29 protein-coding genes are annotated in these 26,937 nt (G+C 66.4%); 18 read left to right on the top strand and 11 right to left on the bottom strand.

The window, feature by feature from the left end; genetic code table 11:
* Positions 1–19: 19 nt before the first annotated feature.
* Genes edd through zwf form a run of 4 tightly spaced genes read right to left on the bottom strand, consistent with a single transcriptional unit; the run spans position 20 to position 5,154 of the window.
* The gene (edd, locus tag AC1DKR_RS11620) at positions 20–1,936 is read right to left on the bottom strand and encodes a phosphogluconate dehydratase (protein WP_478032944.1); all 1,917 of its coding nucleotides are present in this window, start codon (positions 1,934–1,936) and stop codon (positions 20–22) included.
* Positions 1,937–1,994: 58 nt separating this feature from the next.
* Positions 1,995–2,717 carry a 6-phosphogluconolactonase gene (pgl, locus tag AC1DKR_RS11615; protein WP_025878807.1) on the bottom strand — a complete coding sequence of 241 codons (723 nt, stop codon included), beginning with the start codon at positions 2,715–2,717 and terminating at the stop codon, positions 1,995–1,997.
* The gene (gene glk / locus AC1DKR_RS11610; protein WP_312785917.1) at positions 2,714–3,721 is read right to left on the bottom strand and encodes a glucokinase; all 1,008 of its coding nucleotides are present in this window, start codon (positions 3,719–3,721) and stop codon (positions 2,714–2,716) included. The genes pgl and glk overlap by 4 nt, the downstream gene beginning before the upstream one ends.
* On the bottom strand, positions 3,718–5,154 hold the full coding sequence (zwf, locus tag AC1DKR_RS11605; protein ID WP_025878809.1) for a glucose-6-phosphate dehydrogenase: 1,437 nt from the start codon (positions 5,152–5,154) through the stop codon (positions 3,718–3,720). The genes glk and zwf overlap by 4 nt, the downstream gene beginning before the upstream one ends.
* A gap of 352 nt (positions 5,155–5,506) precedes the next feature.
* On the opposite strand from zwf, the gene AC1DKR_RS11600 reads away from it, so the two are divergent.
* Positions 5,507–6,589, top strand: coding sequence for an ABC transporter ATP-binding protein (locus tag AC1DKR_RS11600; protein WP_025878810.1), 1,083 nt, complete (start codon positions 5,507–5,509; stop codon positions 6,587–6,589).
* 105 nt (positions 6,590–6,694) lie between these two features.
* Here the strand turns inward: AC1DKR_RS11600 and ygfZ are convergent, their stop codons facing one another.
* A complete protein-coding gene (gene ygfZ, locus AC1DKR_RS11595; RefSeq protein ID WP_394198753.1) occupies positions 6,695–7,570 on the bottom strand; it encodes a CAF17-like 4Fe-4S cluster assembly/insertion protein YgfZ in 876 nt (291 codons plus the stop codon).
* A 39-nt stretch (positions 7,571–7,609) separates the two neighbouring features.
* On the opposite strand from ygfZ, the gene AC1DKR_RS11590 reads away from it, so the two are divergent.
* The 10 genes from AC1DKR_RS11590 to AC1DKR_RS11545 all read left to right on the top strand — a co-directional run bounded on the left by AC1DKR_RS11590 (position 7,610) and on the right by AC1DKR_RS11545 (position 14,583).
* Positions 7,610–7,783, top strand: coding sequence for a DUF1674 domain-containing protein (locus AC1DKR_RS11590; RefSeq protein WP_312111213.1), 174 nt, complete (start codon positions 7,610–7,612; stop codon positions 7,781–7,783).
* 56 nt (positions 7,784–7,839) lie between these two features.
* Positions 7,840–8,232, top strand: a complete 393-nt coding sequence (sdhC, locus tag AC1DKR_RS11585; protein WP_025878812.1) for a succinate dehydrogenase, cytochrome b556 subunit — start codon at positions 7,840–7,842, stop codon at positions 8,230–8,232.
* The gene (gene sdhD / locus AC1DKR_RS11580; protein ID WP_025878813.1) at positions 8,229–8,615 is read left to right on the top strand and encodes a succinate dehydrogenase, hydrophobic membrane anchor protein; all 387 of its coding nucleotides are present in this window, start codon (positions 8,229–8,231) and stop codon (positions 8,613–8,615) included. Before sdhC ends, sdhD begins: the two co-directional genes overlap by 4 nt.
* Positions 8,616–8,646: 31 nt before the next feature.
* Positions 8,647–10,437, top strand: coding sequence for a succinate dehydrogenase flavoprotein subunit (gene sdhA / locus AC1DKR_RS11575; protein ID WP_025878814.1), 1,791 nt, complete (start codon positions 8,647–8,649; stop codon positions 10,435–10,437).
* A gap of 66 nt (positions 10,438–10,503) precedes the next feature.
* Positions 10,504–11,289 (top strand): succinate dehydrogenase iron-sulfur subunit, encoded by a 786-nt coding sequence (locus AC1DKR_RS11570; protein WP_025878815.1) that lies wholly within the window; start codon positions 10,504–10,506, stop codon positions 11,287–11,289.
* Between the two features lie 73 nt (positions 11,290–11,362).
* A complete protein-coding gene (locus tag AC1DKR_RS11565; protein ID WP_089240366.1) occupies positions 11,363–11,611 on the top strand; it encodes an FAD assembly factor SdhE in 249 nt (82 codons plus the stop codon).
* Positions 11,562–12,011, top strand: coding sequence for a hypothetical protein (locus AC1DKR_RS11560; protein ID WP_317850495.1), 450 nt, complete (start codon positions 11,562–11,564; stop codon positions 12,009–12,011). Before AC1DKR_RS11565 ends, AC1DKR_RS11560 begins: the two co-directional genes overlap by 50 nt.
* A 23-nt stretch (positions 12,012–12,034) precedes the next feature.
* Positions 12,035–13,276, top strand: a complete 1,242-nt coding sequence (locus AC1DKR_RS11555) for a lipoprotein-releasing ABC transporter permease subunit (RefSeq protein WP_093819978.1) — start codon at positions 12,035–12,037, stop codon at positions 13,274–13,276.
* Positions 13,269–13,982, top strand: a complete 714-nt coding sequence (gene lolD, locus AC1DKR_RS11550; protein ID WP_032977862.1) for a lipoprotein-releasing ABC transporter ATP-binding protein LolD — start codon at positions 13,269–13,271, stop codon at positions 13,980–13,982. Before AC1DKR_RS11555 ends, lolD begins: the two co-directional genes overlap by 8 nt.
* Before the next feature lie 205 nt (positions 13,983–14,187).
* A complete protein-coding gene (locus tag AC1DKR_RS11545) occupies positions 14,188–14,583 on the top strand; it encodes a DUF6491 family protein (protein WP_478032937.1) in 396 nt (131 codons plus the stop codon).
* Here the strand turns inward: AC1DKR_RS11545 and AC1DKR_RS11540 are convergent.
* The 3 genes from AC1DKR_RS11540 to ftsY all read right to left on the bottom strand — a co-directional run bounded on the left by AC1DKR_RS11540 (position 14,567) and on the right by ftsY (position 17,387).
* Positions 14,567–14,836 carry an oxidative damage protection protein gene (locus AC1DKR_RS11540; protein WP_093820188.1) on the bottom strand — a complete coding sequence of 90 codons (270 nt, stop codon included), beginning with the start codon at positions 14,834–14,836 and terminating at the stop codon, positions 14,567–14,569. The two genes, AC1DKR_RS11545 and AC1DKR_RS11540, sit on opposite strands and share 17 nt — an antisense overlap.
* A 5-nt stretch (positions 14,837–14,841) precedes the next feature.
* Complete coding sequence (mutY, locus tag AC1DKR_RS11535; RefSeq protein WP_478032935.1) at positions 14,842–15,966, bottom strand: A/G-specific adenine glycosylase; 1,125 nt, start codon at positions 15,964–15,966, stop codon at positions 14,842–14,844.
* Positions 15,967–16,046: 80 nt separating this feature from the next.
* Positions 16,047–17,387, bottom strand: coding sequence for a signal recognition particle-docking protein FtsY (ftsY, locus tag AC1DKR_RS11530; protein ID WP_478032933.1), 1,341 nt, complete (start codon positions 17,385–17,387; stop codon positions 16,047–16,049).
* A 131-nt stretch (positions 17,388–17,518) separates the two neighbouring features.
* On the opposite strand from ftsY, the gene AC1DKR_RS11525 reads away from it, so the two are divergent.
* Positions 17,519–17,821 (top strand): hypothetical protein, encoded by a 303-nt coding sequence (locus AC1DKR_RS11525; protein WP_312787956.1) that lies wholly within the window; start codon positions 17,519–17,521, stop codon positions 17,819–17,821.
* A 224-nt stretch (positions 17,822–18,045) separates the two neighbouring features.
* Here the strand turns inward: AC1DKR_RS11525 and htpG are convergent, their stop codons facing one another.
* On the bottom strand, positions 18,046–19,938 hold the full coding sequence (htpG, locus tag AC1DKR_RS11520; RefSeq protein ID WP_032977853.1) for a molecular chaperone HtpG: 1,893 nt from the start codon (positions 19,936–19,938) through the stop codon (positions 18,046–18,048).
* 665 nt (positions 19,939–20,603) lie between these two features.
* Here htpG and rsmD point away from each other — a divergent pair.
* The 6 genes from rsmD (at position 20,604) to AC1DKR_RS11490 (ending at position 25,434) form a co-directional block, all read left to right on the top strand.
* Positions 20,604–21,182, top strand: a complete 579-nt coding sequence (rsmD, locus tag AC1DKR_RS11515; RefSeq protein WP_428704178.1) for a 16S rRNA (guanine(966)-N(2))-methyltransferase RsmD — start codon at positions 20,604–20,606, stop codon at positions 21,180–21,182.
* A gap of 26 nt (positions 21,183–21,208) precedes the next feature.
* On the top strand, positions 21,209–21,718 hold the full coding sequence (coaD, locus tag AC1DKR_RS11510) for a pantetheine-phosphate adenylyltransferase (protein ID WP_008267036.1): 510 nt from the start codon (positions 21,209–21,211) through the stop codon (positions 21,716–21,718).
* A 78-nt stretch (positions 21,719–21,796) separates the two neighbouring features.
* Entirely contained in the window at positions 21,797–22,288 is a 492-nt protein-coding gene (locus AC1DKR_RS11505; RefSeq protein WP_025878827.1) for a hypothetical protein, read from the top strand.
* A 132-nt stretch (positions 22,289–22,420) separates the two neighbouring features.
* Positions 22,421–22,702: a YfhL family 4Fe-4S dicluster ferredoxin gene (locus AC1DKR_RS11500; protein ID WP_025878828.1), complete on the top strand. Its 282-nt coding sequence runs from the start codon at positions 22,421–22,423 to the stop codon at positions 22,700–22,702.
* Positions 22,699–24,426 carry a gamma-glutamyltransferase gene (gene ggt / locus AC1DKR_RS11495; RefSeq protein WP_478032930.1) on the top strand — a complete coding sequence of 576 codons (1,728 nt, stop codon included), beginning with the start codon at positions 22,699–22,701 and terminating at the stop codon, positions 24,424–24,426. Before AC1DKR_RS11500 ends, ggt begins: the two co-directional genes overlap by 4 nt.
* Positions 24,427–24,546: 120 nt before the next feature.
* On the top strand, positions 24,547–25,434 hold the full coding sequence (locus AC1DKR_RS11490) for an MBL fold metallo-hydrolase (RefSeq protein ID WP_312107904.1): 888 nt from the start codon (positions 24,547–24,549) through the stop codon (positions 25,432–25,434).
* A gap of 314 nt (positions 25,435–25,748) precedes the next feature.
* On the opposite strand, the gene AC1DKR_RS11485 is transcribed toward AC1DKR_RS11490, so the two are convergent.
* Both AC1DKR_RS11485 and upp read right to left on the bottom strand, forming a co-directional pair.
* On the bottom strand, positions 25,749–26,042 hold the full coding sequence (locus tag AC1DKR_RS11485; RefSeq protein WP_140227153.1) for a PsiF family protein: 294 nt from the start codon (positions 26,040–26,042) through the stop codon (positions 25,749–25,751).
* Between the two features lie 117 nt (positions 26,043–26,159).
* Positions 26,160–26,792 (bottom strand): uracil phosphoribosyltransferase, encoded by a 633-nt coding sequence (gene upp / locus AC1DKR_RS11480; RefSeq protein WP_004153184.1) that lies wholly within the window; start codon positions 26,790–26,792, stop codon positions 26,160–26,162.
* Between the last annotated feature and the right edge of the window lie 145 nt (positions 26,793–26,937).

The following is a 26,937-nucleotide window of genomic DNA, read 5'->3' as shown; positions in this document are numbered from 1 at the left end:
CGCAACGCTTTTCAATCCCTCAGGCGTCCTTCGCCTCATGCGGCGCCGCCGCCGCAGCAGCATCGTGCCCCAGCTCATACTCCGCGTCGTAGTCCCACGGCCCACCGTCAGCCGCCGCCGGACCGCACGAAATCGAGATCGCGCCCTGATCGGCCGGACCCACCACACGCCGGTTGATCGCGAACAGGTTGCGGCCCAGGTCATTGGCGGCCGGCGCCGTATTCGGCGCATGAGTACGCGCGGCCCATTCGGCTGCGTCCACCAGCACTTCAAGCGTGCCAGCCTCACCATCCAGGCGGATGATGTCGCCCTCGCGCACCTTGCCCAGCGGACCGCCGCGTGCAGCTTCCGGCGTCACGTGGATGGCGGCGGGAATCTTGCCCGACGCACCAGACAGGCGACCATCGGTGACCAGCGCCACGCGCCGACCCTGGTTCTGCAGCAGGCCCAGCAGCGGCGCCAGCGAATGCAGTTCCGGCATGCCGTTGGCGCGCGGGCCCTGGTAGCGCACCACCGCCACGAAATGCTCCGGCAGCATGCCAGCGGCGTGCAGCTTGTTCAGCACCTGCGGCGCATCGACCACTACCGCCGGTGCTTCAATCGTGCGGTACTGCGGCTTCACTGCCGACAGCTTGATCAGTGACTTGCCGAGGTTGCCGCGCAACAGGCGCAGGCCTCCCTGATGTTCGAACGGATTGTCGACACCACGCACCACCTCTTCGTCGGCGCTGCGTTCCAGGCCCGGCAGGTAGACCAGCTTGCCGTCGCGCAACTGCGGTTCGCGCGCATAGTCGGCCATGCCGCCGCGCGCCACGCTTACCAGGTCGCCGTGCATCAAGCCGGCCTTGATCAGTTCGCCGAACACGAAGGCCGGGCCGCCTGCTGCGGCGAAGCGGTTTACATCGGCTTCGCCGTTCGGGTAAACGCGGGCCAGAAGCGGAATCAGCTGCGACAGCTCGTCGAAGTCGTCCCAGGTCAGCACGATGCCAGCTGCGCGTGCCACGGCGATCCAGTGGATGGTGTGGTTGGTCGAGCCGCCGGTGGCCATCAGCGCGATGATCGCGTTGATGATCGCGCGCTCGTCGATGATCCGGCCCAGCGGACGGAAGTCGTCGCCCAGCGCGGTGATGTCCAGTGCACGCTCGGTGGCTTCGCGGGTCAGTGCATCGCGCAGCGCCGTGTCCGGATTGACGAACGATGCGCCCGGCAGCTGCACGCCCATCGCTTCCAGCAGCACCTGGTTGGAATTGGCGGTGCCGTAGAAGGTGCAGGTGCCCGCGCCGTGGTAGGAGGCCGATTCGGCTTCCAGCAGTTCTTCGCGGGTGGCTTCGCCGGCGGCGTAGCGCTCGCGCACTTCCGCCTTCTGCTTGTTGGGAATGCCCGGCGTCATCGGGCCTGCCGGCACGAAAACCGCCGGAAGGTGGCCGAAGGCGAGGGCGCCGATCAGCAGGCCCGGCACGATCTTGTCGCACACACCGAGGTACACGGTGGTATCGAACATGTCGTGGCTGAGCCCGATCGCGGTGGCCTGGGCAATGACATCGCGCGAGAACAGCGACAGCTCCATGCCGCCACGGCCCTGGGTGACACCGTCGCACATCGCCGGCACGGCACCGGCCACCTGCGCGGTCGCGCCGAGTTCGCGGGCCACCGCACGGATCTGTTCGGGATAGGTCTCGAACGGCTGGTGCGCCGACAGCATGTCGTTGTAGGCGGTGATGATGCCCAGGTTGGCCGTCACGCCGCCGCGCAGGCGGCTCTTGTCGGTGCCGCCACAGGCGGCGAAACCGTGGGCGAGGTTGCCGCAGCTGAGGCGGCTGCGGAACGGGCCATCGCGCAGGGAGGCGTCGATCGCTGCCAGATAGGCGGCGCGCGAAGCGGCGCTGCGGCGGATGACGCGCTCAGTGATGGCTTGCAGTTGCGGATGGAGGCTCATTGGCTACCGGCGTTCGAGGTGGCGAGAGGCAAGCGGCAGCAGGGCGCCGCCGCCGACATCAATCAGCCCAGTGGACGCGCAGGCGCGCGCCTTCCAGGTTGATCGCGTTGAGGATCGGATACTGCTGCGGGTCGTTGCTGTCCAATGCCTGGCGCAGCACCTGCAGCTTCTGCTTGCCGCGCAGCAGCAGCAGACGCTGGCGGCACTGGGCCAGGCCGCGCGGGGTCAGGGTGATGCGCAGCGGCCACTGGTTGGCACCGGGGCATCCGGTGGCATCCAGCGCGGCGTACGGCAGGGTGCTTTCCAGCGCGCGGGTCAGGTCCTTCGAGCCCGGGAACAGCGAGGCGGTATGGCCGTCGTTGCCCATGCCCAGTGCGACCAGGCTTGGCGCCTGGCTGTGCTGGGCCTGCAGGTTGGCGGTGTACACGCATTCGGGCAGCGGCTTGCCGATCCGCACCAGCGGATCGAAGTGCGCACCTTCGGCACGTGTGAGCAGGTTCTCGCGCACCAGCCATGCATTGCTGTCGCGATCCTGCGGCGACAACCAGCGCTCGTCGGCCAGGCTCACTTCAACGCGGTCCCAATGCACGTCCAGCTCGGCCAGCGCCTGGTACACCGGTGCCGGCGTGGTGCCGCCGGACAGCAGGATGCGTGCGCGGCCCAGTTCGGTGATGTCGTGGTTGATCGCCTGCGCCATTTCGGCTGCAACCGCTTCGATCCAGCCATCGGCATCGCCATGGTTGATGAAGTCGATACGGTCGTCCTGGAAGATGGGGGTCATGCGGCAACTCCTGGTGCGTCACGTTCGGCGTCGGCAGCATAGGCAGCGGCGCCCAGCAGTCCGGCGTGGGGATGCATCACGGCCAGCGACGGCACCCGCGCCATGATCGAAGAGAACCGGCCCTTGTGTTCGAAGCGCTGGCGGAAACCAGAGTGCTGCAATGAATCGAGCATCTTCGGAGTCAGCCCACCGGTCAGGAACACACCATCCCAGGCGCCCTGGGTCAGCACCAGATCACCGGCAATGGCGCCGAACACCGCGCAGAACACATCCACGGTACGCATCGCCTGTGGATCGCCGTGCAGGGCGCGGGCGGTCACGTCCACCGGTTGCAGTTGGCCCGGGTCGATACCCGCCATCTCGCAGATTGCGCGATGGATGTTGACCAGGCCGGGGCCGCAGATCAGCCGCTCGTTGGAGACGCGCCCGAACTGCTCGGACAGGATCTCCAGGATGCGGATCTCTTCCGGCGTTCCCGGCGGGAAGCTGACATGGCCGCCTTCGGTTTCCAGCGGGTAACAGCGGCCGTGGCGAAGGATCAGGCCGCCGACGCCGAGGCCGGTACCTGGGCCGATCACTGCGTAGTTGCGCGGCTGACCCGGCTTGCCCGGAACCCAGGCGGCACCGCCGACCTGGACCACGTCATCGGGCTGCAGCAGCGAAATCGCCATTGCCTGCGCGGCGAAGTCGTTGATCAGGTGCAGTTCGTTGAAACCAAGCATCGCGGCCGTGCGGCTGCGCGAGATCACCCACGGATGGTTGGTGATGCGGGCTTCGTCACCATCGACACGACCGGCGACTGCGAACACGCCACGGTTTGCGGTGGCGCCGATCTGCTCCAGATGGTGGCGCGCGGCATCACCCAGCGACGGGAACTCCGCCACGGCGTACTCGCGGATGCTCTCTTTCAGCAGCGGGGCGTCCTGCGAGGTGTCGGCAAGGGCGAAGCGGGCATTGGTGCCACCGATGTCGGCGACCAGCACGGGCTGCGAGCTGGCACTCATTCCGACGCTCCGCTATCCGGTGCATCCACGCCCTGCGGCAGGAAATCGACCGCGTTGGCCGGGCCCCACTGGCCGGCAGGGTAGGGCTCCAGCGGCAGGTTGGCCGCCTTCCAGGCGTCGGCAACGCTGTCGATCCAGGCCCAGGCGGCACGCACTTCGTCATCGCGCACGAACAGGGTGTGGTTGCCGTTGAAGGCGTCCAGGAACAGGCGCTCGTAGGCGATGCGGCGATGCAGGCCGGTCGGCACCGACAGCTCCAGCTCCAGCGGCTGCAGTTCCAGCGCGCCCCATTCGGGCCCGGCCAGGCTGCTCATCAGGCCCAGTTCGATGTTCTCCTGCGGCTGCAGCTGGAACACCAGGCGGTTCGGTGCGGCCTGCGCACGCTGCGGACGCTCGAACAACCAGTGCGTGACCGGCTTTAGGGTCACCACCACGCGGGTGGTGCGCTCGGGCAGGCGCTTGCCGGTGACCAGGTGGAACGGCACGCCGCTCCAGCGCCAGTTGTCGATGTGCGCGGTGACACCGGCGAAGGTCTCCACGTCGCTGCCTTCCGGCGGCTGGTAGGCCTGTGCGGGCTGGCCGTTGATGCTGCCGGCGGTATAGCGGCCGCGCACGCTGTCACGCGCGGCGTGCTTGGCATCCAGCGGGCGCAGCGCGCGCAGCACCTTGACCTTCTCATCGCGGATGCGGTCGGCTTCCAGCGACGCCGGCGGCTCCATTGCCACCATGCACAGCAACTGCAGGATGTGGCTCTGCACCATGTCGCGCAGGGCGCCGGAGCGCGCGTAGTAGGCATCGCGGCCATCCACGCCTTCGCTTTCTGCAACGAGGATGTGCACCGATTCGATGTAATTGCGGTTCCACACTGCTTCCAGCAGCGTATTGCCGAAGCGCAGCGCGATCAGGTTCTGTACCGCCGCCTTGCCCAGGTAGTGATCGAGGCGGAACACGCGGTCTTCGTCGATCCACTGGCCGATGGTGGTGATGATCTCCTCGGCGCTTTCGCTGTCGCTGCCGATCGGCTTCTCCAGCATCAGGCGCGCGGGTGCGGCCAGTGCGCCGCCCTTGGCCAGGCCCTCGCAGGTGGAGATGTACAGGCCCGGCGGGATCGCCAGGTAGCTCACGCAGCGGCGGTCGACCAGGTCGGACACGGCAGCGGCGACCGAGTCGACGTCGCGCAGGTCCACCGAGCGGTAGTCGATGCGGCGCAGCAGGGAGGCGATGTCCTCCTGGCTGGCCATCGGCATCGCCTGCTGCAGGCGCGGGCGCAGGATGTCATGGAAGGCTTCGGTGTCGTGGCCCGACAGGGCCAGCGCACGGATGCGGAAATCCTCCGGCAGCAGGCCGTCGCCGAGCAGGCGCAGCAGCGAAGGGAACAGGTAGCGCTGGGCCAGATCACCTGTGGCACCAAACAGGAAGAGTGTGTCGTGCATCGCTCGAGTTTCAGATCCGGGTGACATCGTTGTCAATCGCTTCATGGCTGGGTTCGGGGGACATCCGCGCAACTGCCTGTCCGAGGCTCATCTGGATCGGTTTTCCGGCTCGCCGGAGCACCGTTCCAATCGAAACCACTACAGCGGCAACCCTTCGTTCGGTCGACGATGCAGGTCGGCGCGCACCGACTGTCGGATAGTGCCACGTGAAAACGTTTACATGGCAGAATGGGCAACTGTATTCGATTGCAGTGGTCGCCGTCATGCGGCAACCGCGCAATCATCACTGCCATCGGGAGGGCCGAGGCAGTCCCAAAAGACAGCCCGGCGTCGGGCGGACTGGATGAGTGAAATGGCAAAAGTGCAGTTGCAGGGTGTGCGCAAGGTCTACGACAACGGCCAGGTTGCAGTGAAGGACGCCACCTTCGAGGTCGCCGATGGCGAACTGATGGTGCTGGTCGGTCCATCGGGGTGTGGCAAGTCGACCCTGTTGCGGATGGTGGCCGGGCTGGAAGAGATCAGCGGCGGCACGTTGACCATCGGTGATCGCGTGGTCAACGACGTGGCGCCGAAGGATCGCGACATCGCGATGGTGTTCCAGAGTTACGCGCTGTATCCGCACATGACCGTGGCCGAGAACCTGGCCTTCGGGCTGAAGCTGCGCGGCCATGACAAGGCGACCATCGACAAGCGCATCAGCGAAGCCGCGCAGACGCTGGGACTGACCGACATGATGGACAAGCTGCCCAAGGCGATGTCCGGCGGCCAGCGCCAGCGCGTTGCATTGGGCCGTGCGCTGGTGCGTGAGCCGGCGGTGTTCCTGCTGGACGAGCCGCTGTCCAACCTGGATGCCAAGCTGCGCCACAGCGTGCGCACCGAGATCGCGCAGCTGCACCGCAAGCTGGGCACCACCATGATCTACGTGACCCACGATCAGGTCGAGGCGATGACCCTGGGCCAGCGCATCGTGGTGCTGAAGGACGGCATCATCCAGCAGATCGATACGCCGATGGCGCTGTACGACCGCCCGGCCAACCTGTTCGTGGCCGGCTTCCTCGGCAGCCCGGCGATGAACGTGCTGCGCGGCACGCTGCAGGGCGACGCTGGTGGCGTGACCGTGGTCGATGGCCAGTGGCGTGCCCCGTTGGGGCAGGCGACGATCGATCCGGCGTGGCTGCAGAAGCCGATCGCCGTGGGTGTGCGTCCGGAGCACCTGCAGCCTGCGGGCAGCGAGGACACGCATGCGTTCACCGCACGCATCGAAGGCATCGAGCCGGTCGGCAACGAGATCTTCGTCAACATGAGCAGTGGCCAGCACGCGCTGACCATGCGCGTGGCGCCGCAGTCGCTGCCGGGCGTGGGCGAGGACATCCGGGTGGCGATCCACCCGCAGGGCCTGCATTTCTTCAACCCGGAAACCGGCGAGCGCCTGTAGCCGGCACTACCTTCCTTCGCCGAAGGCGTGCGGACCAACGGTCCGCACCCACCGTGATCCCCAGTAGATCCACGCCATGCGTGGATGAAATGCCGGATCGGCGCCTCAGCGCGCCAGGCCGTCCAGCAGCGGTATCCGCTGCGCGGGCGCGTCGCCCACCTGCAGCTCGCTGTCGCTGGCCTCCAGGGGCAGCACGGCCAGCGCCAGATCGCCGGCTACGCTGGCCAAGGTGCCGAGCGCAGTGCCGTCCTGCTGCACGCCATCGCCTGCCTGCGCAGGTGCTGCGGTATGCAGCAGCTGCACCGCGCGCTTGGCCTTGCCAAGGAAATGGGTGCGCGCGACGATTTCCTGACCCGGGTAGCAACCCTTCTTCACGCTGTAGCCGTTGAGGCGGTCCAGGCCCAGCTGCTGCGGGGTCCACACCTCGCGCTGGCTCTCTACCAATCGTGGCAGGCCAAAGCGCAGGTCGGCCTGGCGCCAGGCCAGAGCAAAGGCGGCGCCCCCGGTTTCGTCGCTGGCCGGGAAGGCCTCGACCGGACCGATGCGCAGCGTGCGGGGAAGTGCGTCGCTGCCCAGATCCAGCTCCCAGCCGTGGCTGTCGGCCAGTGCGATGGCAGCGCCGGTAGCGGCTTCCGGCGCAGTAAAGGCCCCGGCCACCACCAGGTCCGCATGCACCTGCAATTTCACTTTGCGGCGGAACACGAAGCGCTGCAGTTGCGACGCAATCGCATCGGCATCGCCGTCGGCGAGCACCAGAAGCACTTGGTCATCGGCCAGCCGCAGCAGCTGAAACACCGCCAGGGTGCGGCCCTTGGCGCTCAGCCACGCGCTCCACTGCCAGTGCAGCAGGGGCAGGGCGGTCACGTCGCTGCTGAACTGGGCATGGGCAAAAGCCACTGCATCCACGCCCTGCAGGCTCAGCAATTGATGGCCGGGCAGGCGCGGATATGCGACGAAAGCAGGGGGAAGGTTGTCAGGCACGTGAACGAGGTCTAAAATTTGTGCGTTGCGAGACCCATCATGATAGGCCAAACAACCCCCACTCCCGACGCTGAAGCTGAAACCCCGCTGGTTCCCCCGGTCCCTGTGCCCGTGGAACAACCAGAGGTGGAAGAAGAATTCGGTGGCCGCGGCGGACTCGATCCGGTGCGGTATGGCGATTGGGAAAAAAACGGACGCTGCATCGATTTTTGATCAGCATTGAGCCAACGCGGCCTTATGCCGCCCAGCCGAGACAACGAGCCCAGCGAATGGCGACCAGACAACGTCCCCTTTCTCCGCACCTTCAGGTGTATCGCTGGCAGATTCAGATGGCCACCTCGATCCTGCATCGAGCCACTGGCGTCTTTCTGTCTGTTGGTGCCCTCATCATCGCCGGAGGCCTGTTGGCTCTGATGATGGGGCCCGAATCCTGGAACTGCTTCACCGGCCATGCCGGGGCCTGGTATGGCCGCGTGTTCCTGTTCGCGTGGACATGGTCGTTCGCCTATCACCTGTGCAATGGCATCCGCCATATCGTGCAGGACTTCGCGATCGGATTCCGCATTGCCACCTTCATCCGCAGCAGCTGGATGTCGGTGATCGGCAGCCTGCTGATCACCCTGGCGGTGTGGGCCTATGTGCTCTTCGGAGGTGCCGCATGAGCAAGTTCCGTACCCCGTTGAAGGGCGTGCGCGGTCTGGGTTCGGCCAAGACCGGCACCGAGCACTTCGTGCATCAGCGCCTGACCGCCGCCGCGCTGGTCGTGCTGGGCATCTGGTTCCTGGTGTTCGTGCTGGGCCTGCTGGGCTCGGATTACGTGACCGCCACCGCCGCGATCGCCAAGCCGTGGAACGCCGTTCCGCTGATCGGCCTGCTGATCGCCATGTTCTGGCATGCCCAGCTCGGCCTGCAGGTCGTGCTGGAGGACTACATCCACGAATCGCTGCTGGCCCTGGTGCTGCAGACCGCGGTGAAGTTCGTTGCCGTGCTCGGCATGATCGTCAGTGTGTTTGCGGTGGGCCGCATCGCCCTCGGCGTTGCCTGAGCCCAGGCGCCAAGACAGGAATCCAGACTAGATGTCCGCTTACAAGATTACCGAACACAAGTACGACATGGTCGTGGTGGGCGCCGGCGGCGCCGGCCTGCGTGCCACGTTCGGCCTGGCCGCCAAGGGCCTTCAGACCGTGTGCCTGACCAAGGTCTTCCCGACCCGTTCGCACACCGTTGCCGCCCAGGGTGGTATCTCCGCCGCGCTCGGCAACATGGGCGAGGACGACTGGCGTTACCACTTCTTCGACACCATCAAGGGTTCGGACTGGCTGGGCGACCAGGACGCCATCGAGTACATGTGCCGTGAAGCGATTCCGGCGATCATCGAGCTCGAGCACTACGGCGTGCCGTTCAGCCGCACCGCCGAAGGCAAGATCTACCAGCGTCCGTTCGGTGGCATGACCACCCAGTACGGCGAAGGTCCGGCGGCGCAGCGTACCTGCGCGGCGGCCGACCGTACCGGCCACGCGATGCTGCACACGCTGTACCAGCAGTCGCTGAAGCACGACGCGCGCTTCATGATCGAGTACTTCGCGCTCGACCTGATCTTCGATGACGAAGGTGCCTGCCGTGGTGTGCTGGCGTTGGACATGTCCGACGGCACGCTGCACCTGTTCCGCGCCCAGGGCGTGGTGCTGGCCACCGGCGGCTACGGCCGCGCCTACTTCAGCGCCACCTCGGCGCACACCTGCACCGGCGACGGTGGCGGCCTGGCCATGCGCGCCGGCATTGCCATGCAGGACATGGAGTTCGTGCAGTTCCATCCGACCGGCATCTACGGCGCCGGCTGCCTGATCACCGAGGGTGTCCGCGGTGAAGGCGGCATCCTGCGCAACAGCAGCGGCGAGCGCTTCATGGAGCGTTACGCACCGCACTACAAGGACCTGGCCTCGCGCGACGTTGTCAGCCGTTCGATGACCATCGAGATCCGCGAAGGCCGTGGCGTGGGCGAGCACAAGGACCACATCCTGCTCGACCTGACCCACCTCGGCCCGGGCGTGATCGACGACAAGCTGCCGGGCATCGCCGAGAGCGCCCGCATCTTCGCCGGCGTCGACGTGCACAAGCAGCCGATCCCGGTGATTCCGACCGTGCACTACAACATGGGCGGCATCCCGACCAACTACCACGGTGAAGTGGTGCGCAAGGACGGCGAGAACCCCGATGCGGTCGTGCCGGGCCTGTACGCCATCGGCGAAGCGGCCTGCGTTTCGGTTCACGGTGCCAACCGCCTGGGTTCGAACTCGCTGCTGGACCTGGTGGTGTTCGGGCGTGCAGTGGCCAATCGTTGCGCGGCGACGATCACCCCGGGCGCGGCGCACAAGACCCTGCCGGCCGACGCCTGCGACAAGGCGCTGGGCCTGCTGGACAAGCTGCGTCACGCCAACGGCGATACGCCGACTTCGGTCATCCGCGATCGCATGCAGCGCACCATGCAGGCAGACGCGGCGGTCTTCCGCACCAGCCAGACGCTGAAGGAAGGCTGCGAGAAGATGGACAAGATCTTCGACTCGTTCCAGGACGTGAAGGTCTCCGACCGTTCGCTGGTCTGGAACTCGGACCTGATCGAGACCTACGAGCTGAACAACCTGCTGCTGAACGCGGTGGCGACGATCAACTCGGCCGAGCAGCGCAAGGAAAGCCGTGGCGCACACGCGCACGAGGACTTCCCGGACCGCGACGACGTCAATTGGCAGAAGCACACCCTGGTCAGCGTGGACGAGAAGGGCAAGTGCAGCTTCGACTACCGTCCGGTGCACATGTACACGTTGACTGATGACGTGTCCGTGGTGCCGCCGAAGCCGCGCGTGTACTGATCCGACCCCGCCTAACATGCAATCCGCGCCCTCGGGCGCGGGCCGCCTGAGCCAACGAGAGCAGCCATGGCCGAGTTTTCACTCCCCAAGAATTCCAAGATCACGAAGGGCAAGCACTTCCCCGCCAAGACCGGCGGCAAGAACGTGCGCACCTTCAAGATCTACCGCTGGAGTCCGGACGACGACAGCAATCCGCGCACCGACACCTATGACGTCGATCTGGACGCCTGCGGCCCGATGGTCCTGGACGCGCTGATCAAGATCAAGAACGAGATCGACCCGACCCTGACCTTCCGCCGCTCGTGCCGCGAAGGCATCTGTGGTTCGTGCGCGATGAACATCGACGGCACCAACACCCTGGCCTGCACCCGAGCCATCTCGGACTGCGGCAAGAAGGAAGTGCCGATCTACCCGCTGCCGCACATGAACGTGGTCAAGGATCTGGTTCCGGACCTGACCCACTTCTACGCGCAGTACGCCTCGATCAAGCCGTGGATCCGCACCCAGACCCCGGCACCGCCGGACCGTGAGCGCCTGCAGTCGCCGGAAGACCGCAAGAAGCTGGACGGTCTGTACGAGTGCATCCTGTGCGCGTGCTGCTCGACCAGCTGCCCGAGCTACTGGTGGAACGGCGAGCGTTACCTGGGCCCGGCGATCCTGCTGCAGGCCTATCGCTGGATCATCGATTCGCGCGATGAGGACACCGGTGCGCGCCTGGACGATCTGGAAGATCCGTTCAAGCTGTACCGCTGCCACACCATCATGAACTGCGCCCGGACCTGCCCGAAGGGCCTGAACCCGGCGCTGGCGATCGCCGAGATCAAGAAGCTGATGATGGAACGCCGCGCCTGATACGGTGCCGGGTAGTTGCACGACCCCAGCAGAGCCACGCCATGCGTGGCTTTGCTGTATCTGGAGAGACACGATGGAAGAAGATGTTCTGCTGAAGAAGCTGCGCTGGCGTTGCCGGCGCGGCATGCGCGAACTGGACCAGTTGTTCGGTCGCTACCTGGACCGCGAATGGAGCAGTGCACCGACCGAAGAGCGCGAGGTTTTCCTGTTCCTGCTCGATTGCGAGGACGATAAGTTGTGGCGTTGGTTCATGGGCTACGAGGCCTGTCCACATGCGCACGCCGTCCCCCTCATGCACAAGATCCTCGCCCTCAAGCCTTGAGTGGCGCCCGTCGCGGCTGCAGGCCGGCGCTCAGTTGGCGGTACTGTTGGCCGCGCCGTGGCTGCTGCGCGCTTCGGATCTGCCCCCAGCCCATCTGGTTCCCGCGCTGATCGGGGTCTGGGCGCTTGGCCTGGCCGAACTGGCCTGGCGCCTGCGGCGGCCCCGCGTGGTGCTGCAGCTGCCGCCCGCGCCCGAGCCGCTGCGCGTGGACGGCCACGACATTCCCGAGCCGCGACTGGTGGTGCGCGGGCCCTGGCTGCTGCTGCAGTGGCGCGAAGGCTGGCGCCGGCGACGCCTGTTGTTCTGGCCGGATGTGCTGGATCGCGGGCAACGACGTGAACTGCGACTGGCCGTATCCGCACGCGCCGTTTCCCGTCAGCCCCGGTCGGTGGCACCATAGGCTGAATCGACTGGCGTGCCTGCATGTTCAAACCCATTCCCGTGGCCATTGGCCTGCGCTACCTGCGCGCCAAGCGCCGCAACGGCTTCATCTCCTTCATTTCGATGGCATCGATCCTGGGCATCGCGCTCGGGGTGACGGTGCTGATCACCACATTGGCGGTGATGAGCGGTTTCCAGAAGGAAATCCGCAGCCGCCTGCTGCAGATGACTGCGCACACCACCATCAGCCGCGACGGCGAGCCGATGCCGGACTGGATGCGCGTGGTCGATGTGGCCAGCAAGGATCCGCGCGTGGCCGGTGCTGCGCCGTATATCGAGATCCAGTCGATGATCAGCGGCCCGCGCGTGCAGGGTGCGATCATCCAGGGCATCGATCCGGCGCTGGAACCGAAGGTGTCGGTGATCGACAAGAAGGTCACCAAGGGCAGCTACGGCAGCCTGACCCCGGGCAGCTTCAACCTGTTGCTGGGCAAGGAACTGGCCGTCTGGCTGGGCGTGGACGTCGGTGACCAGGTGCTGGTGACCTTCGCGGAAGTGCAGGGCACCCCGGCCGGCGCGGTGCCGCGGATGAAGCGCTTCACCGTCAGCGGCATCTTCGAGGCCGGTTACAACGAGGTCGATCGCGGTGTGGGTTTTGCCAACATGAAAGACCTGGAGCGCGTACTGCGTTCCGATGGCGCCACCGGCGTGCGCCTGAAACTGCATGACATGGACCGCTCGCTGGAGGTGGGCGTGGACCTGGCGCAGAACCTCGGCGGTGCCTATCGGGTCAGCGACTGGACCCAGCAGAACGCCAACCTGTACCACTCGCTGCGCATGGAAAAAGTGGTGATGGGCATCCTGCTCTCGCTGATCATCGCCATGGGCGCCTTCAACCTGGTGTCCTCGCAGGTGATGCTGGTGACCGACAAGCAGGCCGACATCGCGATCCTGCGCACCCTCGGCCTGACCCCGGGCGGAGTGATGCAGGTGTTCATGGTGCAGGGCTCGCTGATCGGCATCTTCGGCACCCTTGCAGGCCTGATCGGCGGCATCACCCTGACCTTGAACCTGGAGCGCATCCTCGGCGCCATCGAATCGGTGTTCAACGTCAAGCTGCTGCCGGAGGACGTGTACTACATCACCGGCCTGCCGACCGACATGCAGACCAGCGACATCGTGGTGATCACCCTGGTCGCGCTGCTGATGAGCTTCCTGGCCACTTTGTATCCCGCCTGGCGGGCAGCACGCACCCAGCCGGCGGAGGCCCTGCGCTATGAATAAGGTCTTCAACCGCGGCGATGAAGTGATCCGTGCCGAAGGGCTGGGCAAGACCTACGCCGAAGGGCGCATGCAGACACCGGTGTTCGACGGGCTGGACCTGACGGTGACTGCAGGTGAGACGGTTGCGATCATCGGTGCCTCCGGTGCCGGCAAGAGCACGCTGCTGCACCTGCTGGGCGGGCTGGACACGCCGACTGCGGGCGAGGTGTATGTCACCGGCCAGCGCATGTCGGCGCTGTCGGACACCTCGCGCGGCCTGTTGCGCAACCAGGCGCTGGGTTTCGTCTACCAGTTCCACCACCTGCTGCCGGAATTCACCGCGCTGGAAAACGTGATGATGCCGGTGATGCTGGCCGGTACCGCGGTGGCCGAGGCCAGTACGCGTGCGACTGCGCTGCTGGAATCGGTCGGCCTGGGCCATCGCCTGGACCACAAGCCCGGCGAACTGTCCGGCGGTGAACGCCAGCGTGCCGCGGTGGCGCGTGCATTGGTCAATCACCCCGCCTGCGTGCTGGGCGACGAGCCGACCGGCAACCTGGATGACCGCACTGCTGCGACCGTGTTCGAGCTGATGCTGGAGCTCAACCGTGCGCGGCATACCAGCCTGGTGCTGGTGACCCATGACCGCAGCCTGGCGCGGCGGCTGGACCGGGTGCTGGAGCTGCGCGAAGGGCGCCTGCACGCGCTGGCCCACGCCGACGTCTGAGCGGGCTGGCCGCTATGGTGGATGCCGACCTTGGTCGGCTGCTCCTGCAGGCCAAGCGCCAACCAAGGTTGGCGGCTACCGGAATCGACGCAGGGCCTGGTCGGCTGGGGGGCCGCCGACCAACGGCTGAACCAGGCTGCCGGCCGTTGCGCCGGCACCACCCCGGCGGGTGCATGATCGGCACAGTTTCCCCGTGGAGATGGCCATGAAGACCCCACTGTTGATCGCCGGGCTGTGCCTGGCCCTGGCTGGCTGTGCCACCACCGGCCGCCTGGGCAGTGCCGAGAAGCTGGAGCTGTATCGTGCCCACGCTGGCGCACCGCAGAAGGACATGCAGTTCTTCGGCAGCCTCAATGGCTGGACCGAGCTGGGCGACAGTGCGCTGGCGGTGTGGACCAAGCCCAGCGAGGCCTACCTGCTGGAACTGAGTGGGCCGTGCCCGGATCTGTCCTACGCACCGGCGATCGGATTGACCAGCCATATGGGCCGCGTCTCGGCACCATTCGACAAGGTGCTGGTACGTGACCCGACCGCTGGACCTTGTACATCGGGGTTGCCGGCCAGCGGCCGGCACTACCTGCGTGTCAGGCTTCCGGGGTGAACCCGGCCGGCTTCTCCGCGTCCTTCTCGAACAGGAACTTCACCAGTTCCGTTTCCAGCAAGGCACGATGTTCCGGCTTTCGCGGGGAGAGGCGGTTCTCGTTGATCAGCATGGTCTGGTGTGCCAGCCATGCGGTCCACGCCGGCTTGCCGATGTGGTTGAACACGCGCTGGCCCAGCTCACCCGGGTAAGGCACGAAGTCCAGGCCCTCGGCATCGCGTTGTTCGTACTGGCAGAAGACGGTTCGGGGCATGGCACTCACTCGTGGTTGCGGGATTTTGCGGAGGTTCGCTTCGGGCTCTTGATGGGCGCGCCCTCAAGCAGTTTGCGGATGGGGGCAGGCAAGCCCAGTGCAGGCAGTTCGGCGGCGCCAACCCAGCGCAGCGTGGGTTCTTCCACGCGCAGGCCGTGCACCTGCCGTGACAATACCTGCAGGTGCAGTTTGTAGTGGCTGAAGGTGTGCTGCAGCACTGGCAGTTCCTCGGCATCTTCCAGCGAACCATCGACGTGTACGTCGAACCAGTCCTGCAGCTCGCTGCCCGCATCGGCCTGCGGAAGCGTCCACAACTGTGCCCAGATGCCGGTGTCCGGCCGCTTCTGCAGCAGCACGCGCTGCTGCTTGTCGCGCAGCAGCAGGGCCACCGCCTCGCGTTCGGGCAGCGTCTTGCTTGGCTTTGCGGTTGGCAGCTCGGCGGTGCGGCCTTCGCGACGTGCCACGCAATCGGTCTGCAGCGGGCAGATCACGCAGGCCGGTCTGGACCGGCTGCAGACTGTGGCACCGAGGTCCATCTGCGCCTGGGTGTAGTCGGCCATGCGTCCAGACGGCACCTGTGCGACCTGCGCTTCGGCGATGGCCCACAGCTGCTTTTCGATGGCGGGCAGGCCAGGGAAGCCTTCGACGCCGTGATAGCGGCTGAGCACGCGCTTGACGTTGCCATCGAGGATCGCGAACGGGTCGTTCCAAGCCTGGCTGAGGATCGCGCCGGCGGTGCTGCGGCCGATGCCGGGCAGGTCGTGCAGGGCATCGAAATCACGCGGCAGGTCGCCGCCGTGCTCGGCGACGCAGCGCTTGGCGGCGGCGTGCAGATTGCGTGCACGGGCGTAGTAGCCCAGGCCGGCCCACTGCGCCATCACCGCGTCGTTGCTGGCGGCGGCAAGGTCGGGCAGGGTGGGGAAATGCTGCAGGAACCGATGGAAGTACGGAATGACCGTGGCCACCTGGGTCTGCTGCAGCATGATCTCCGACAACCACACCCGGTACGGGCTGCGCGGATGCTGCCAGGGCAGGTCGTGGCGGCCGTGGTGGTCGAACCAGTGCAGCAGGCGGGCGACGAAGCCATGCTCAGGGGCGGACGTGGCGCTGGCGTTCGGCTGGCGGGGCATCGGTACTCCAGGGGGCAGCCACCCATGGGGTGGCTCTACCGGGTTGCAGTAGAGCCACGCCATGCGTGGATGCGGGCGCGTCAGGCAGTGCCCAGCGCTTCGGGCAACAGGGCGTCGACGAAGGCTTCCGGATCGAACACGCGCAGGTCCTCCGGGCGCTCGCCGATGCCAGCGAAACGGATCGGAATGCCGAACTCACGGGCCAGCGCGAACACCACGCCGCCCTTGGCAGTACCGTCCAGCTTGGTCACCACCAGGCCGGTTACCTTGACCGCGGCATTGAACTGGCGCAGCTGCGAAAGCGCGTTCTGGCCGGTGGTGCCGTCGATCACCATCAGCACTTCGTGCGGCGCGTTCTCGTCGATCTTGCCGAGCACGCGGCGGATCTTGCCCAGCTCGTTCATCAGCCCGGACTGGGTGTGCAGGCGGCCTGCGGTATCGGCGATCAGTACCGAGGTGCCGCGGGCCTTGCCGGCCTGCAGCGCATCGTAGGCCACCGAGGCGGCATCAGCGTTCTGCCCCTGCGCGACCACGGCCACGCCGTTGCGCTCGCCCCAGATCTGCAGCTGGGCGACGGCGGCGGCGCGGAAGGTATCGCCAGCGGCCAGCATCAGGCTGTGGCCCTCGTCCTTGAAACGCTTGGCCAGCTTGCCGATGGTGGTGGTCTTGCCAACGCCGTTGACGCCCACGGTCAGCACCACGAAGGGCTTGGCGTTGCGGTCGATGACCAGCGGCTTGGATACCGGCTGCAGGATCGCGATCAGGTCCGCACGCAGTGCCGCCAGCAGGGCATTGGCATCGATGAACTCGCGTGCCTTCATGCGCTTGCGCAGGTCGGCGATCAGGTCGGTGGTGGCGGCAACGCCAACGTCGGCGGTCAGCAGCGCGGTCTCGATCTCGTCCAGCAGGTCGTCATCGAGCTTGGGGTTGCGCGAGAACAGGCCGCCGAAACTGCGGGCGAACGCACTGTTGCGCAGGCGCTCGCGCCAGCCGGGCTTGCCCGCCGCAGCAGCCGGGGCATCGACCAGTACCGGCAGGTCGGCGGCGGGGGCGGCTGGTTCCTGCGCCGGGATGACCGGGGCCAGCGGGGCGAGCACCGCGGCGGCGGCGGCCGCTTCGGCTTCGAAGTTCTCCGGCGCCAGCACGCGGGCGGGCGTGGCTTCGGGGATGGTTTCCTGCGCCGTCTGCAGTGTTGCTTGCGGGGCCGGCGCGGTTGACGTTGCGGGCGCAACGACCTCGGGCGTGGCAGCTGGCACAGGCGCTTCCACCGTCGGCGGGACTACCGGTGCGGCCGGGGCCTGCTCGGGTGGCGCGGCCGACGGGAATGCCGCCGCCAGCTCTTCAGCCGAGTAGTGCTGGGTCTTGGGCGCGTCCGGTGTGGCGGCGTCCTGGGGCTTCTTGCGGCGGAAAAAACTGAGCATTGGCAAAAGGCGCTGAAATCAGAGGGATATGCTACCACCCGGGCCTGTATGGCCGGCGTGGACTCAAGGTCGCAGCTGCGCGGCCGTTAACCGGTCCGGAGGGCTGCGTTGGGTGGCCTGGGAGACCGCCGATGAACGATGTGACAGGTGTTGCGCTCAGCGGGATGCGTGCGGCCCAGCAGGGCGTGCAGGTGGCCGCACACAATGTGGCCAACCTGGCGAACCCGGATGCGCCACGACTGCAACTGCAGCGCGATGTCGCAGCGCAGGGCGGGGTGGACACCAGCGTGACGTCCCATGGCGACACCGATCCGACCGCACCGCTGGGCGACCTGTTGGCTGCCAAGGCCGAGGTGGTGGCCTTCGCTGCCAACGCGGCGGTGATCCGTCGCGAGGACCAGATGCTGGGCTCGCTGCTGGATCGGCAGGCCTGATCCGACCTGCTCTGGTGCGTGCCTGATCCGAGCTGCTCTGGTAGGTGCCAACCTTGGTTGGCACGCTTTTGTAGAGTCGAGCCATGCTCGGCAGCTTTTCAAGCGCCAACCGAGGTTGGCATCTACCAGGCCAACAGCAGCGCCAACCAAGGTTGGCATCTACCGGGGCAATGGCGGTGCCAACCGAGGTTGGCACCCACCAGGCCGGGCGATCCCGGCATCGGTCAGGCCGACAGCTCCAGCAGCAGCTTGTTCAGACGGGCCACGTAGGCACCCGGGTCCTTCAGGCTGTCGCCGGCTGCCAGCGCGGCCTGATCGAACAGCACCCGGCCCAGGTCGTCGAAACGTGCGCCATCGGCTTCGGCATCAAGCTTGGCGATCAGCGGATGACCCGGGTTGATCTCCAGTACCGGCTTGCTGTCGGGCACCTTCTGGCCGCTGGCTTCCAGGATCTGGCGCATCTGCAGGCCCAGGTCCTGTTCGCCGATGGCCAGCACCGCCGGCGAATCGGTCAGGCGGTGCGACACGCGCACTTCGGCCACGTCATCGCCGAGCACGTTCTTCAGGCGCTCGACCAGGCCCTGCTTGTCCTTGGCTGCGGCTTCCTGCTCCTGCTTGTCCGCTTCGCTCTCCAGCGCACCCAGGTCGAGGTCGCCGCGGGCGATGTCGACGAAGCCCTTGCCGTCGAAATCGGTCAGGTAGCCCATCAGCCACTCGTCGATGCGATCGGTCAGCAGCAGGACTTCGATGCCCTTCTTGCGGAACACTTCCAGGTGCGGGCTGTTGCGCACCTGGCTGTAGCTCTCGCCGGTCAGGTAATAGATCTTGTCCTGGCCTTCGGCCATGCGGCCGATGTAGTCGGCCAACGAGACGGTCTGCGCATCGGCCTCGCCACGGGTGGAAGCGAAGCGCAGCAGGCCGGCGACCTTCTCACGGTTGTTGTAGTCCTCGGCCGGGCCTTCCTTCAGCACCTGGCCGAATTCCTTCCAGAACGTGGCGTACTGCTCGGGCTTGTCGCTGGACAGCTTCTCCAGCATGTCCAGCGAACGCTTGGTCAGCGCGGCCTTCATCGAATCGATGACCGGGCCGGACTGCAGGATCTCGCGCGAGACATTCAGCGACAGGTCGTTGGAATCGACCACGCCCTTGATGAAACGCAGGTACAGCGGCAGGAACTGCTCGGCCTGGTCCATCACGAACACCCGTTGCACGTACAGCTTCAGGCCCTTGGGCGCATCGCGGTGGTACAGGTCGAACGGCGCGCGGCCCGGCACGTACAGCAGCGAGGTGTACTCCAGCTTGCCTTCAACCTTGTTGTGGCTCCACGCCAGCGGGTCGCTGTGGTCGTGGGCGACGTGCTTGTAGAACTCGGTGTACTCCGCATCGCTGATCTCGGTGCGCGGGCGGGTCCACAGCGCGCTGGCGCGGTTGACGGTTTCCCACTCGATCGCGGCGCCTTCTTCGCCGCCTTCCTTGGGCATCTGGATCGGCAGGCCGATGTGATCGGAGTACTTCTTGAGGATGCTGCGCAGGCGCCAGCCGTCGGCGAAGTCGTGCTCGCCGTCCTTCAGGTGCAGGACGATGCGGGTGCCGCGCTCGGCCTTGTCGATGGTAGCGACATCGAAATCGCCTTCGCCACGCGAGGTCCAGCGCACGCCTTCATTGGCGGCCAGGCCGGCGCGGCGCGAAGTGACTTCCACTTCGTCGGCGACGATGAAGGCGCTGTAGAAGCCGACGCCGAACTGGCCGATCAGCTGCGAGTCCTTCTTCTGGTCGCCGGACAGCTGGCGCAGGAAGTCGCCGGTGCCGGACTTGGCGATGGTGCCAAGGTGGGTGATGGCATCGGCGCGGCTCATGCCGATGCCGTTGTCTTCGATGGTGATGGTGTGGGCGGCCGGATCGAAGCTGACGCGCACGCGCAGTTCGCTGTCGCCTTCCAGCAGCTCAGGCTGGGTCAGGGCTTCGAAGCGCAGCTTGTCGGCGGCGTCGGCGGCATTGGAGACCAGCTCGCGGAGGAAGATTTCCTTGTTGGAGTACAGCGAGTGGATCATCAGCTGCAGCAGCTGCTTGACTTCGGTCTGGAAGCCAAGGGTTTCGGTCTGGGTCGTCTCGGTCATCGGGTAGGGCTCCATGTGCGGTGCCGCGCAAGCGCGTGCGGCCTCGCCAAGGGGTAGGGGTGATTGTCCCGAAATCAAGGGGTTGTTCTGGCAGGGCTGCGCCCTGCACCCGCAGAGGCCAGAGCAACAGCAACAGCAACAGCAACAGCGGGCATTCCGTGGGATGGCGGGGCACTGTGGGTTTGCGGGGACGCCGTAAACCCGTCCATGGGGGCTTGGTCGCGGCATCCATGCCGCTCACACCCCGCAAACCCACAGTGCCCCGCCTTCGACAGATCGTCGCGACCTGAAGTAGATCCACGCCATGCGTGGATGAAATCTCCCAGATATCGAAATCCAAACCAGGGTCAGATCCATTTTCCTACGGAAAACGGATCTGACCCCAAGAGATGTTCCGACAGATCGCAGAAAACTGTCGAAGGCGGGGTGGGTCAGGTTGTGGGGGTGTCCGCGGCATGGATGCCGCGGCCAAGCCCCCATGGATGGGTTTACGGCGTCCCCCACAGCCTGACCCACCCCGCCTACCCTCAGGAAACCAGCTTTTGCCGTTGCTCTGGCTGTTGCTTCGGCCGTTGCTTCGGCCTCTGCGGGTGCCGGGCGCAGCCCGGCCGAACTACAATCCCGCTCATGCTGAAATTCTCGAATGAATCTCGCCAGGGGCGCCTGTGAGCGGCCGCGGTGGCAACGAAGGCCAGGTCCGCATCATCGGTGGGCGCTGGCGCAATACCCGGCTGCCGGTTCCGACCCTGCCGGGCCTGCGGCCCAGCAGCGACCGCGTGCGTGAGACCCTGTTCAACTGGTTGATGCCCAAGCTGGGCGGGGCGCGCGTGCTGGACCTGTTCGCCGGCAGCGGCGCGCTGGGGCTGGAGGCGGTCTCGCGCGGTGCCGCGCACGCCACCCTGGTCGAGCGCGATGCGCAACTGGCGCGCAATCTGTCCGCTGCCGTGGCCAAACTGCAGGCAGGCGACAGCGTCACGGTCGCCCAGGCCGATGCGCTGCGCTGGCTGCAGGCCGCGCCGGCACAGCAGGCGGATCTGGTGTTCATCGACCCGCCGTTCGCCGATGGCCTGTGGCAGGACGTGCTGGCCCAGCTGCCGCGGCACCTGGCCGCCGATGCCTGGTTGTACCTGGAATCGCCGGCCAGCCACGTGCCGGCGCTGCCCCCGGAATGGCTGCTGCACCGCGATGGCGGCACCCGCGAGGTGCGCTTTGCCCTGTACCGCCGCGCCGCTGCTACACTTTGACCTCATCTGAACATCTGCTACCGCCCATGACCGTGGCCAACCGCCGCATCGCCGTCTATCCCGGCACGTTCGACCCCATCACCAATGGTCATATCGACCTGGTGAGCCGGGCCGCGCCGCTGTTTGAAAAGGTCGTGGTGGGCGTGGCGCAGAGCCCCTCGAAGGGACCGGCACTGCCGCTGGAGCAGCGCGTACAGCTGGCGCGTGGCGCCCTGGGCCACCACAGCAACGTCGAGGTCATCGGCTTCGATACGCTGCTGGCCCATTTTGTACGTTCGGTGCAGGGCGGTGTGCTGCTGCGCGGGCTGCGCGCGGTGTCCGACTTCGAGTACGAATTCCAGATGGCGAGCATGAACCGCCACCTGATTCCGGAGGTCGAGACCCTGTTCCTGACCCCCGCCGAGCAGCACAGCTTCATCTCGTCCTCGCTGGTCCGCGAGATCGCACGCCTGGGTGGCGATGTGTCCGGCTTCGTGCCGGCCGCCGTGCTCGAGGCGCTGCGCAAGGTCCGCGAAGCGAAGTCGGCGCAGTCGTAAGCCCTGGCCAGCAGTAGATCCTGTAGCACCACGCATTCCATTACGCACACCAACACGCAACATTCCGGGAGGAAACCCATGAACAACACCATGCGCGCGATGCTGATCGCCTCGTTTGCCCTGGCTTTCACCGCCTGCAAGAAGGAAGAAGCCGCTCCGGTCGACGAAGCCAAGCAGGCGCTGGTCGCCCCGGCCAAGGAAGACGACGCAGGCTGGAAGAAGTACCTGCAGGAAGTGGCCATCCAGAACATGGGCAACATCACCAACAGCCCGTTCCTGTACTACCTCTCGCCGGAATCGGATCCGGACTTCCAGGCCAAGTACGAGCGCCAGACCGAAAGCGCGACCCAGGCCGTGGCCCGTGGCGTGCAGCCGGGCAACATGCTGGCCTTCGGTTCGTCGGCCTCGGGCAAGATGGCTGACATGATCCAGACCGTGTTCAAGGACGTCTCGCCGGATTCGATGAAGGGCGTGCGCGTCGTCTTCATCGGCCAGTCCGCCGACAACGCCCGCGTGCAGGCCGTGGTCCAGCCGACCGGTGCCGAGTACATTTTCGTCGAAGCCAAGTAAGACCGAGCCGAGGCGGTCGTGCTTCGGCACGGCCCGGGCGGCGCCCTGCGATGGGCGCCGCTGATGACCTGACCGGCCCGCGCGCCCGCGCAGGCCGGTCCTTGTCCCAAGGCGCGGGCGTGGAGTATCGCCATGTCGCTGAAAATCAATGAGCTCTGCGTCAACTGCGACGTATGCGAGCCGGCCTGCCCGAACCAGGCCATCACGATGGGTGAAACCATCTACGTGATCGACCCCGCCCGCTGTACCGAGTGCGTGGGCCATTTCGACGAACCGCAGTGCGTGGTCGTCTGCCCGGTCGAATGCATCGACCCCGATCCGGACATCGTCGAAACCGAAATCGAGCTGCTGGCCAAGTTGCGCCAACTGCAGCACGATCATCCCGAACTCTATGCGGAGCCCCCATCCGAATGAAGTCGTTCGCCCGCCCCCTGTTGCTGCTCGGCCTGCTGCTGAGTTCCGTCGCCTGGGCTGATGCCCCGGTCCGTGCCGAGCGCCCCGATGGCGCGGCCATCGCCAGCGGTCACGCCTTGGCCACCCAGGCCGGTGTCGACATCCTGGCCCAGGGCGGCAACGCCTTCGACGCGGCGGTGGCGGTGTCTTCGACCCTGGCGGTGGTCGAGCCGATCAGCTCCGGCCTTGGTGGCGGCGGCTTCTTCCTGTTGCATGATGCGGCCACCGGCAAGGACGTGATGCTGGACGCGCGCGAGACCGCGCCGGCCGCGGCCACGCCGCAGGCCTTCCTCGACAAGAAGGGTGACCTGGACCGCGACCGCTCGGTCAACGGCCCATGGTCGGCCGGCATTCCGGGCCTGCCGGCGGCGCTGGTCGAACTGTCGGCCAAGCACGGCAAGCTGCCGCTGTCAGCGTCGTTGCAGCCGGCGATCCGCATCGCGCGTGAAGGCTTCCCGGTGTACGACCGCATGGCCAAGGGCTATGCCTCGCGCCGTGAAGTGATGGAGCGTTATCCCGGTACGCGCGAGGTCTACCTGCGCAATGGCAAGCCGATCGCCACCGGTGACCTGTTCAAGCAGCCGGAACTGGCGGAGACCCTGGAGCGCCTGGCGGCCGGTGGCTTCGACGGCTTCTACAAGGGCCAGACCGGCAAGCTGCTGCTGGCCGGCGTGAAGCAGGCCGGTGGCAAGTGGACCGCCGAAGAACTTGCCGGCTACCGCGTCAAGCAGCGTGCGCCGATCGTCTTCAACTACAACGGCTGGAAGATCACCACCGCGCCGCCGCCGTCCTCCGGTGGCATCGCCCTGGCCAGCATGCTGCAGATCCTGGAAGGCTGGGACATCAAGCAGATGGATGCGGCGCACCGCACCCATCTGGTGGTCGAGTCGATGCGTCGTGCCTACCGTGACCGCACCTTCTTCCTCGGCGATCCGGATTTCGTGCAGATCCCGCAGAAGGTGCTGGCCAGCAAGGATTACGCGCAGGGCCTGCGTGCCACCATCCACCCGGAAAAGGCGACCCCCAGCGACCTGCTGTCGGGCAACCCGACGCCGCTGGAGGATGACGAGACCACCCATTTCTCGATCATCGACCGTGATGGCAACCGTGTCGGCGCCACCCAGACCGTCAACCTGCTGTACGGCTCGGGCCTGATTCCGAAGGGCACCGGCGTGCTGCTGAACAATGAGATGGACGACTTCGCGCTGAAGCCGGGAACGCCCAATGCCTTTGGCGTGATGGGCTACGCGGCCAACGCGCCGAAGCCGGGCAAGCGCATGCTCAGCTCGATGACGCCCACCTTCATGGAAAACGACGACAAGGTGATCGTGCTGGGCACACCCGGTGGCAGCCGCATCATCACCATGGTGCTGCTGGGTATCCTGGGATACGACGCTGGCCTGGATGCGCAGCAGGTCGCCGCGCTGCCGCGCTACCACCACCAGTGGCTGCCGGACCTGATCGAAGCGGAAAGCAATGCTTTCGACGCTGGCACCATCAAGCAGCTGCAGGCGATGGGCCACAAGATCGACCTGCCGGGCGAGGTCGCTGCCGGTGGCCGTGGTTCCAGCCACGTGTGGGGCAACCTGCAGACGGTGGAGTGGGACCGCAAGGCCAACAAACTGTTTGGCGGCAGCGACCCGCGCAACCCGGTCGGCAGTGCCCAGGTCGTGCCGGCTCCCTGATCCGGCGGTAGCGCCGGGCCATGCCCGGCGGACGCAAACCTGGGAACCCCGCCCGCAACGGCGGGGTTTTTCATTTCCCGGCTAGCGATTATTTAACGAGCGGCGACCGATAATTGCGTCATGAAACTATGGTCGATCCGCGGTAATACCCAGCGTCTGGATGGCGGTGCAATGTTCGGCAACGCGCCGCGCGCGTTGTGGGAAAAGTGGGCAGCACCGGATGAGCTCAACCGCATCGAGCTGGCCTGTCGTGCGTTGTTGGCGAGCCCGCTGGAAGGCAAGACGGTGCTGTTCGAAACCGGCATCGGTGCGTTCTTCGAGCCGCGCATGCGCGAGCGCTATGGCGTGCAGGAAAGCCAGCATGTGCTGATCGATTCACTGCGCGAAGCCGGCTTCGAGCACGAAGACATCGACGTGGTGGTGCTCAGCCATCTGCATTTCGACCATGCCGGTGGCCTGCTGGCTGCGTGGCGCGAAGGTCGTGAACCGGAACTGCTGTTCCCCAATGCGACGTACGTGGTCGGTGCCCAGCATTGGCAGCGCGCGTTGCAGCCGCACCCGCGCGATCGCGCCAGCTTCATTCCGGAACTACCGGGCCTGCTGCAGGCCAGTGGCCGCCTGGAAGTGGTGGACGGCGAGTATTCGAAGGTGCTCGGCCACAGCGTGCGTTTCAGCTACAGCGACGGGCACACGCCGGGGCTGATGCTGGCCGAGATCGTCGGGCAGGCACGCGCAGGCGAGGGGGCGCATGGCGGCGTGGTGTTCTGCGCCGATCTGATTCCGGGTCGCTCGTGGGTGCACGTGCCGATCACCATGGGGTACGACCGCAACGCCGAGCTGCTGATCGACGAGAAGCGACAGTTCCTGGAAGACAAGCTGGCGCGCAACGTGCATCTGTTCTTCACCCATGATCCGCAGGTGGCGCTGGCGCAGGTCGGGCGGGATGAGAAGGGACGTTTCGTGACGTTGCATGAGCAGGGCGAACTGAAGGCGCGCGCGCTGGGGTGAGGTTGGCCGGCAGGGCTGCGCCCTGCACCTGCAGAGACCGGAGCCGAAGCAACAGCAACAGCGGGCTATCCGTGGGTGGCGGGGCGGTGTCGGATTGCGGGGGCGCCGCAAGTACGTCCTTGTAGGCTTGGCAGCCGCATCCATGCGGCTGACACCCCGCAATCCGACACCGCCCCGCCGCTGACAGATTTTCGTGATCTGTCGGGTCGGATCCCGTTGCTGCGCAACGGGCTCTGACCCCATTCGACGGACAGGTTCCAAGTGACGGCCAGTAGATCCACGCCATGCGTGGATGGGGCCTTTCTTCGCTGTTTTTACGATGCCTTGAGGCAGCTGCTCATGAAGGTCTTGCGGGCGTCGCCGGCGAGCTTTTGGGTGGCAGCATCTGCGTTGCACTTCTTCATGCGCTCCTGCGGCGTGGCAGGGGTTGCCGGTGCGGCTGCGTGCGAGCTCAGGCATGCGCTCTGTGCGGACTTGTAGGCGTCGCCTTTCAGCCCTTTGTTCTTTGCCGAACAGTCGGCCATGCGCTGCTGTTGCGGGGTGGCTGCGTTGGCGGCAAGCGGGAGGCTGAGCAGCAGGGCGGCGGCGAGCAGCAAAGAGGCTTTCATGGTGGCTCCAGGGCAGGGCGGGTGCGCGGAGCATTCGCCCGTCGCTGCAAAGCCGGCGTGAAGGTGCCTGGAGCGGGTGGAGCACTTCCTTTCGAAAGCGCTCCGCCCCGGTCGATCTCAGCCCACGCGGGTACCGAAGATGCGGTCGCCGGCATCACCCAGGCCCGGCAGGATGTAGCCCTTGTCGTTGAGCTGCGCATCGATCGCGGCGGTGTAGATCTCCACGTCCGGGTGCACGGCCTTCACCGCTTCGATGCCCTCCGGCGCGGCAACCAGGAAGATGCCCTTGATCCGGCGTGCGCCGGCGCGCTTGAGCATGTCGATGGTGGCGATCAGGGTGCCGCCGGTGGCCAGCATCGGGTCGAGGATCAGCGCGTCGCGCTCTTCCAGGCGGCCGGTCAGGCGCTCGAAGTAGGGCACCGGCTGCAGGGTTTCCTCATCGCGCTGCAGGCCGACCACGCTGACACGGGCGGCCGGGATCAGCGACAGCACGCCACTGAGCATGCCCAGGCCGGCGCGCAGGATCGGCACCACGGTGATCTTGGCGCCGGCGATGCGCTGCACGGTGACCGGACCGGCCCAGCCCGGCAGGGTGTGTGGCTCGGTTTCCAGGTCGGCGGTGGCCTCGTAGGCCAGCAGCGTGCCCAGTTCGTTGGCCAGTTCGCGGAAATCCTTGGTGCTGAGCGCGGCGTTGCGCATCAGGCCGATCTTGTGCTGCACCAGCGGGTGGCGCACTTCGACGATCTTCATGGGAGGGTCTGGCAGAAGGGGAGGCCCCCATTTTAAGCGGAATGCGCGGTGGTGCCGAGCCGGGTCCGGCAGGCCAGGCTCCACCGGTGTCATGCCCATGCAACCTGCCGGACATACCGTGCTGACCCAATCTTTACACCGTTGG

It is taken from the genome of Stenotrophomonas sp. 01N47 (genome assembly GCF_056399165.1).
Note: the sequence above shows the minus strand (reverse complement) of the source record. Positions and strands in the feature narration are given on the sequence as shown.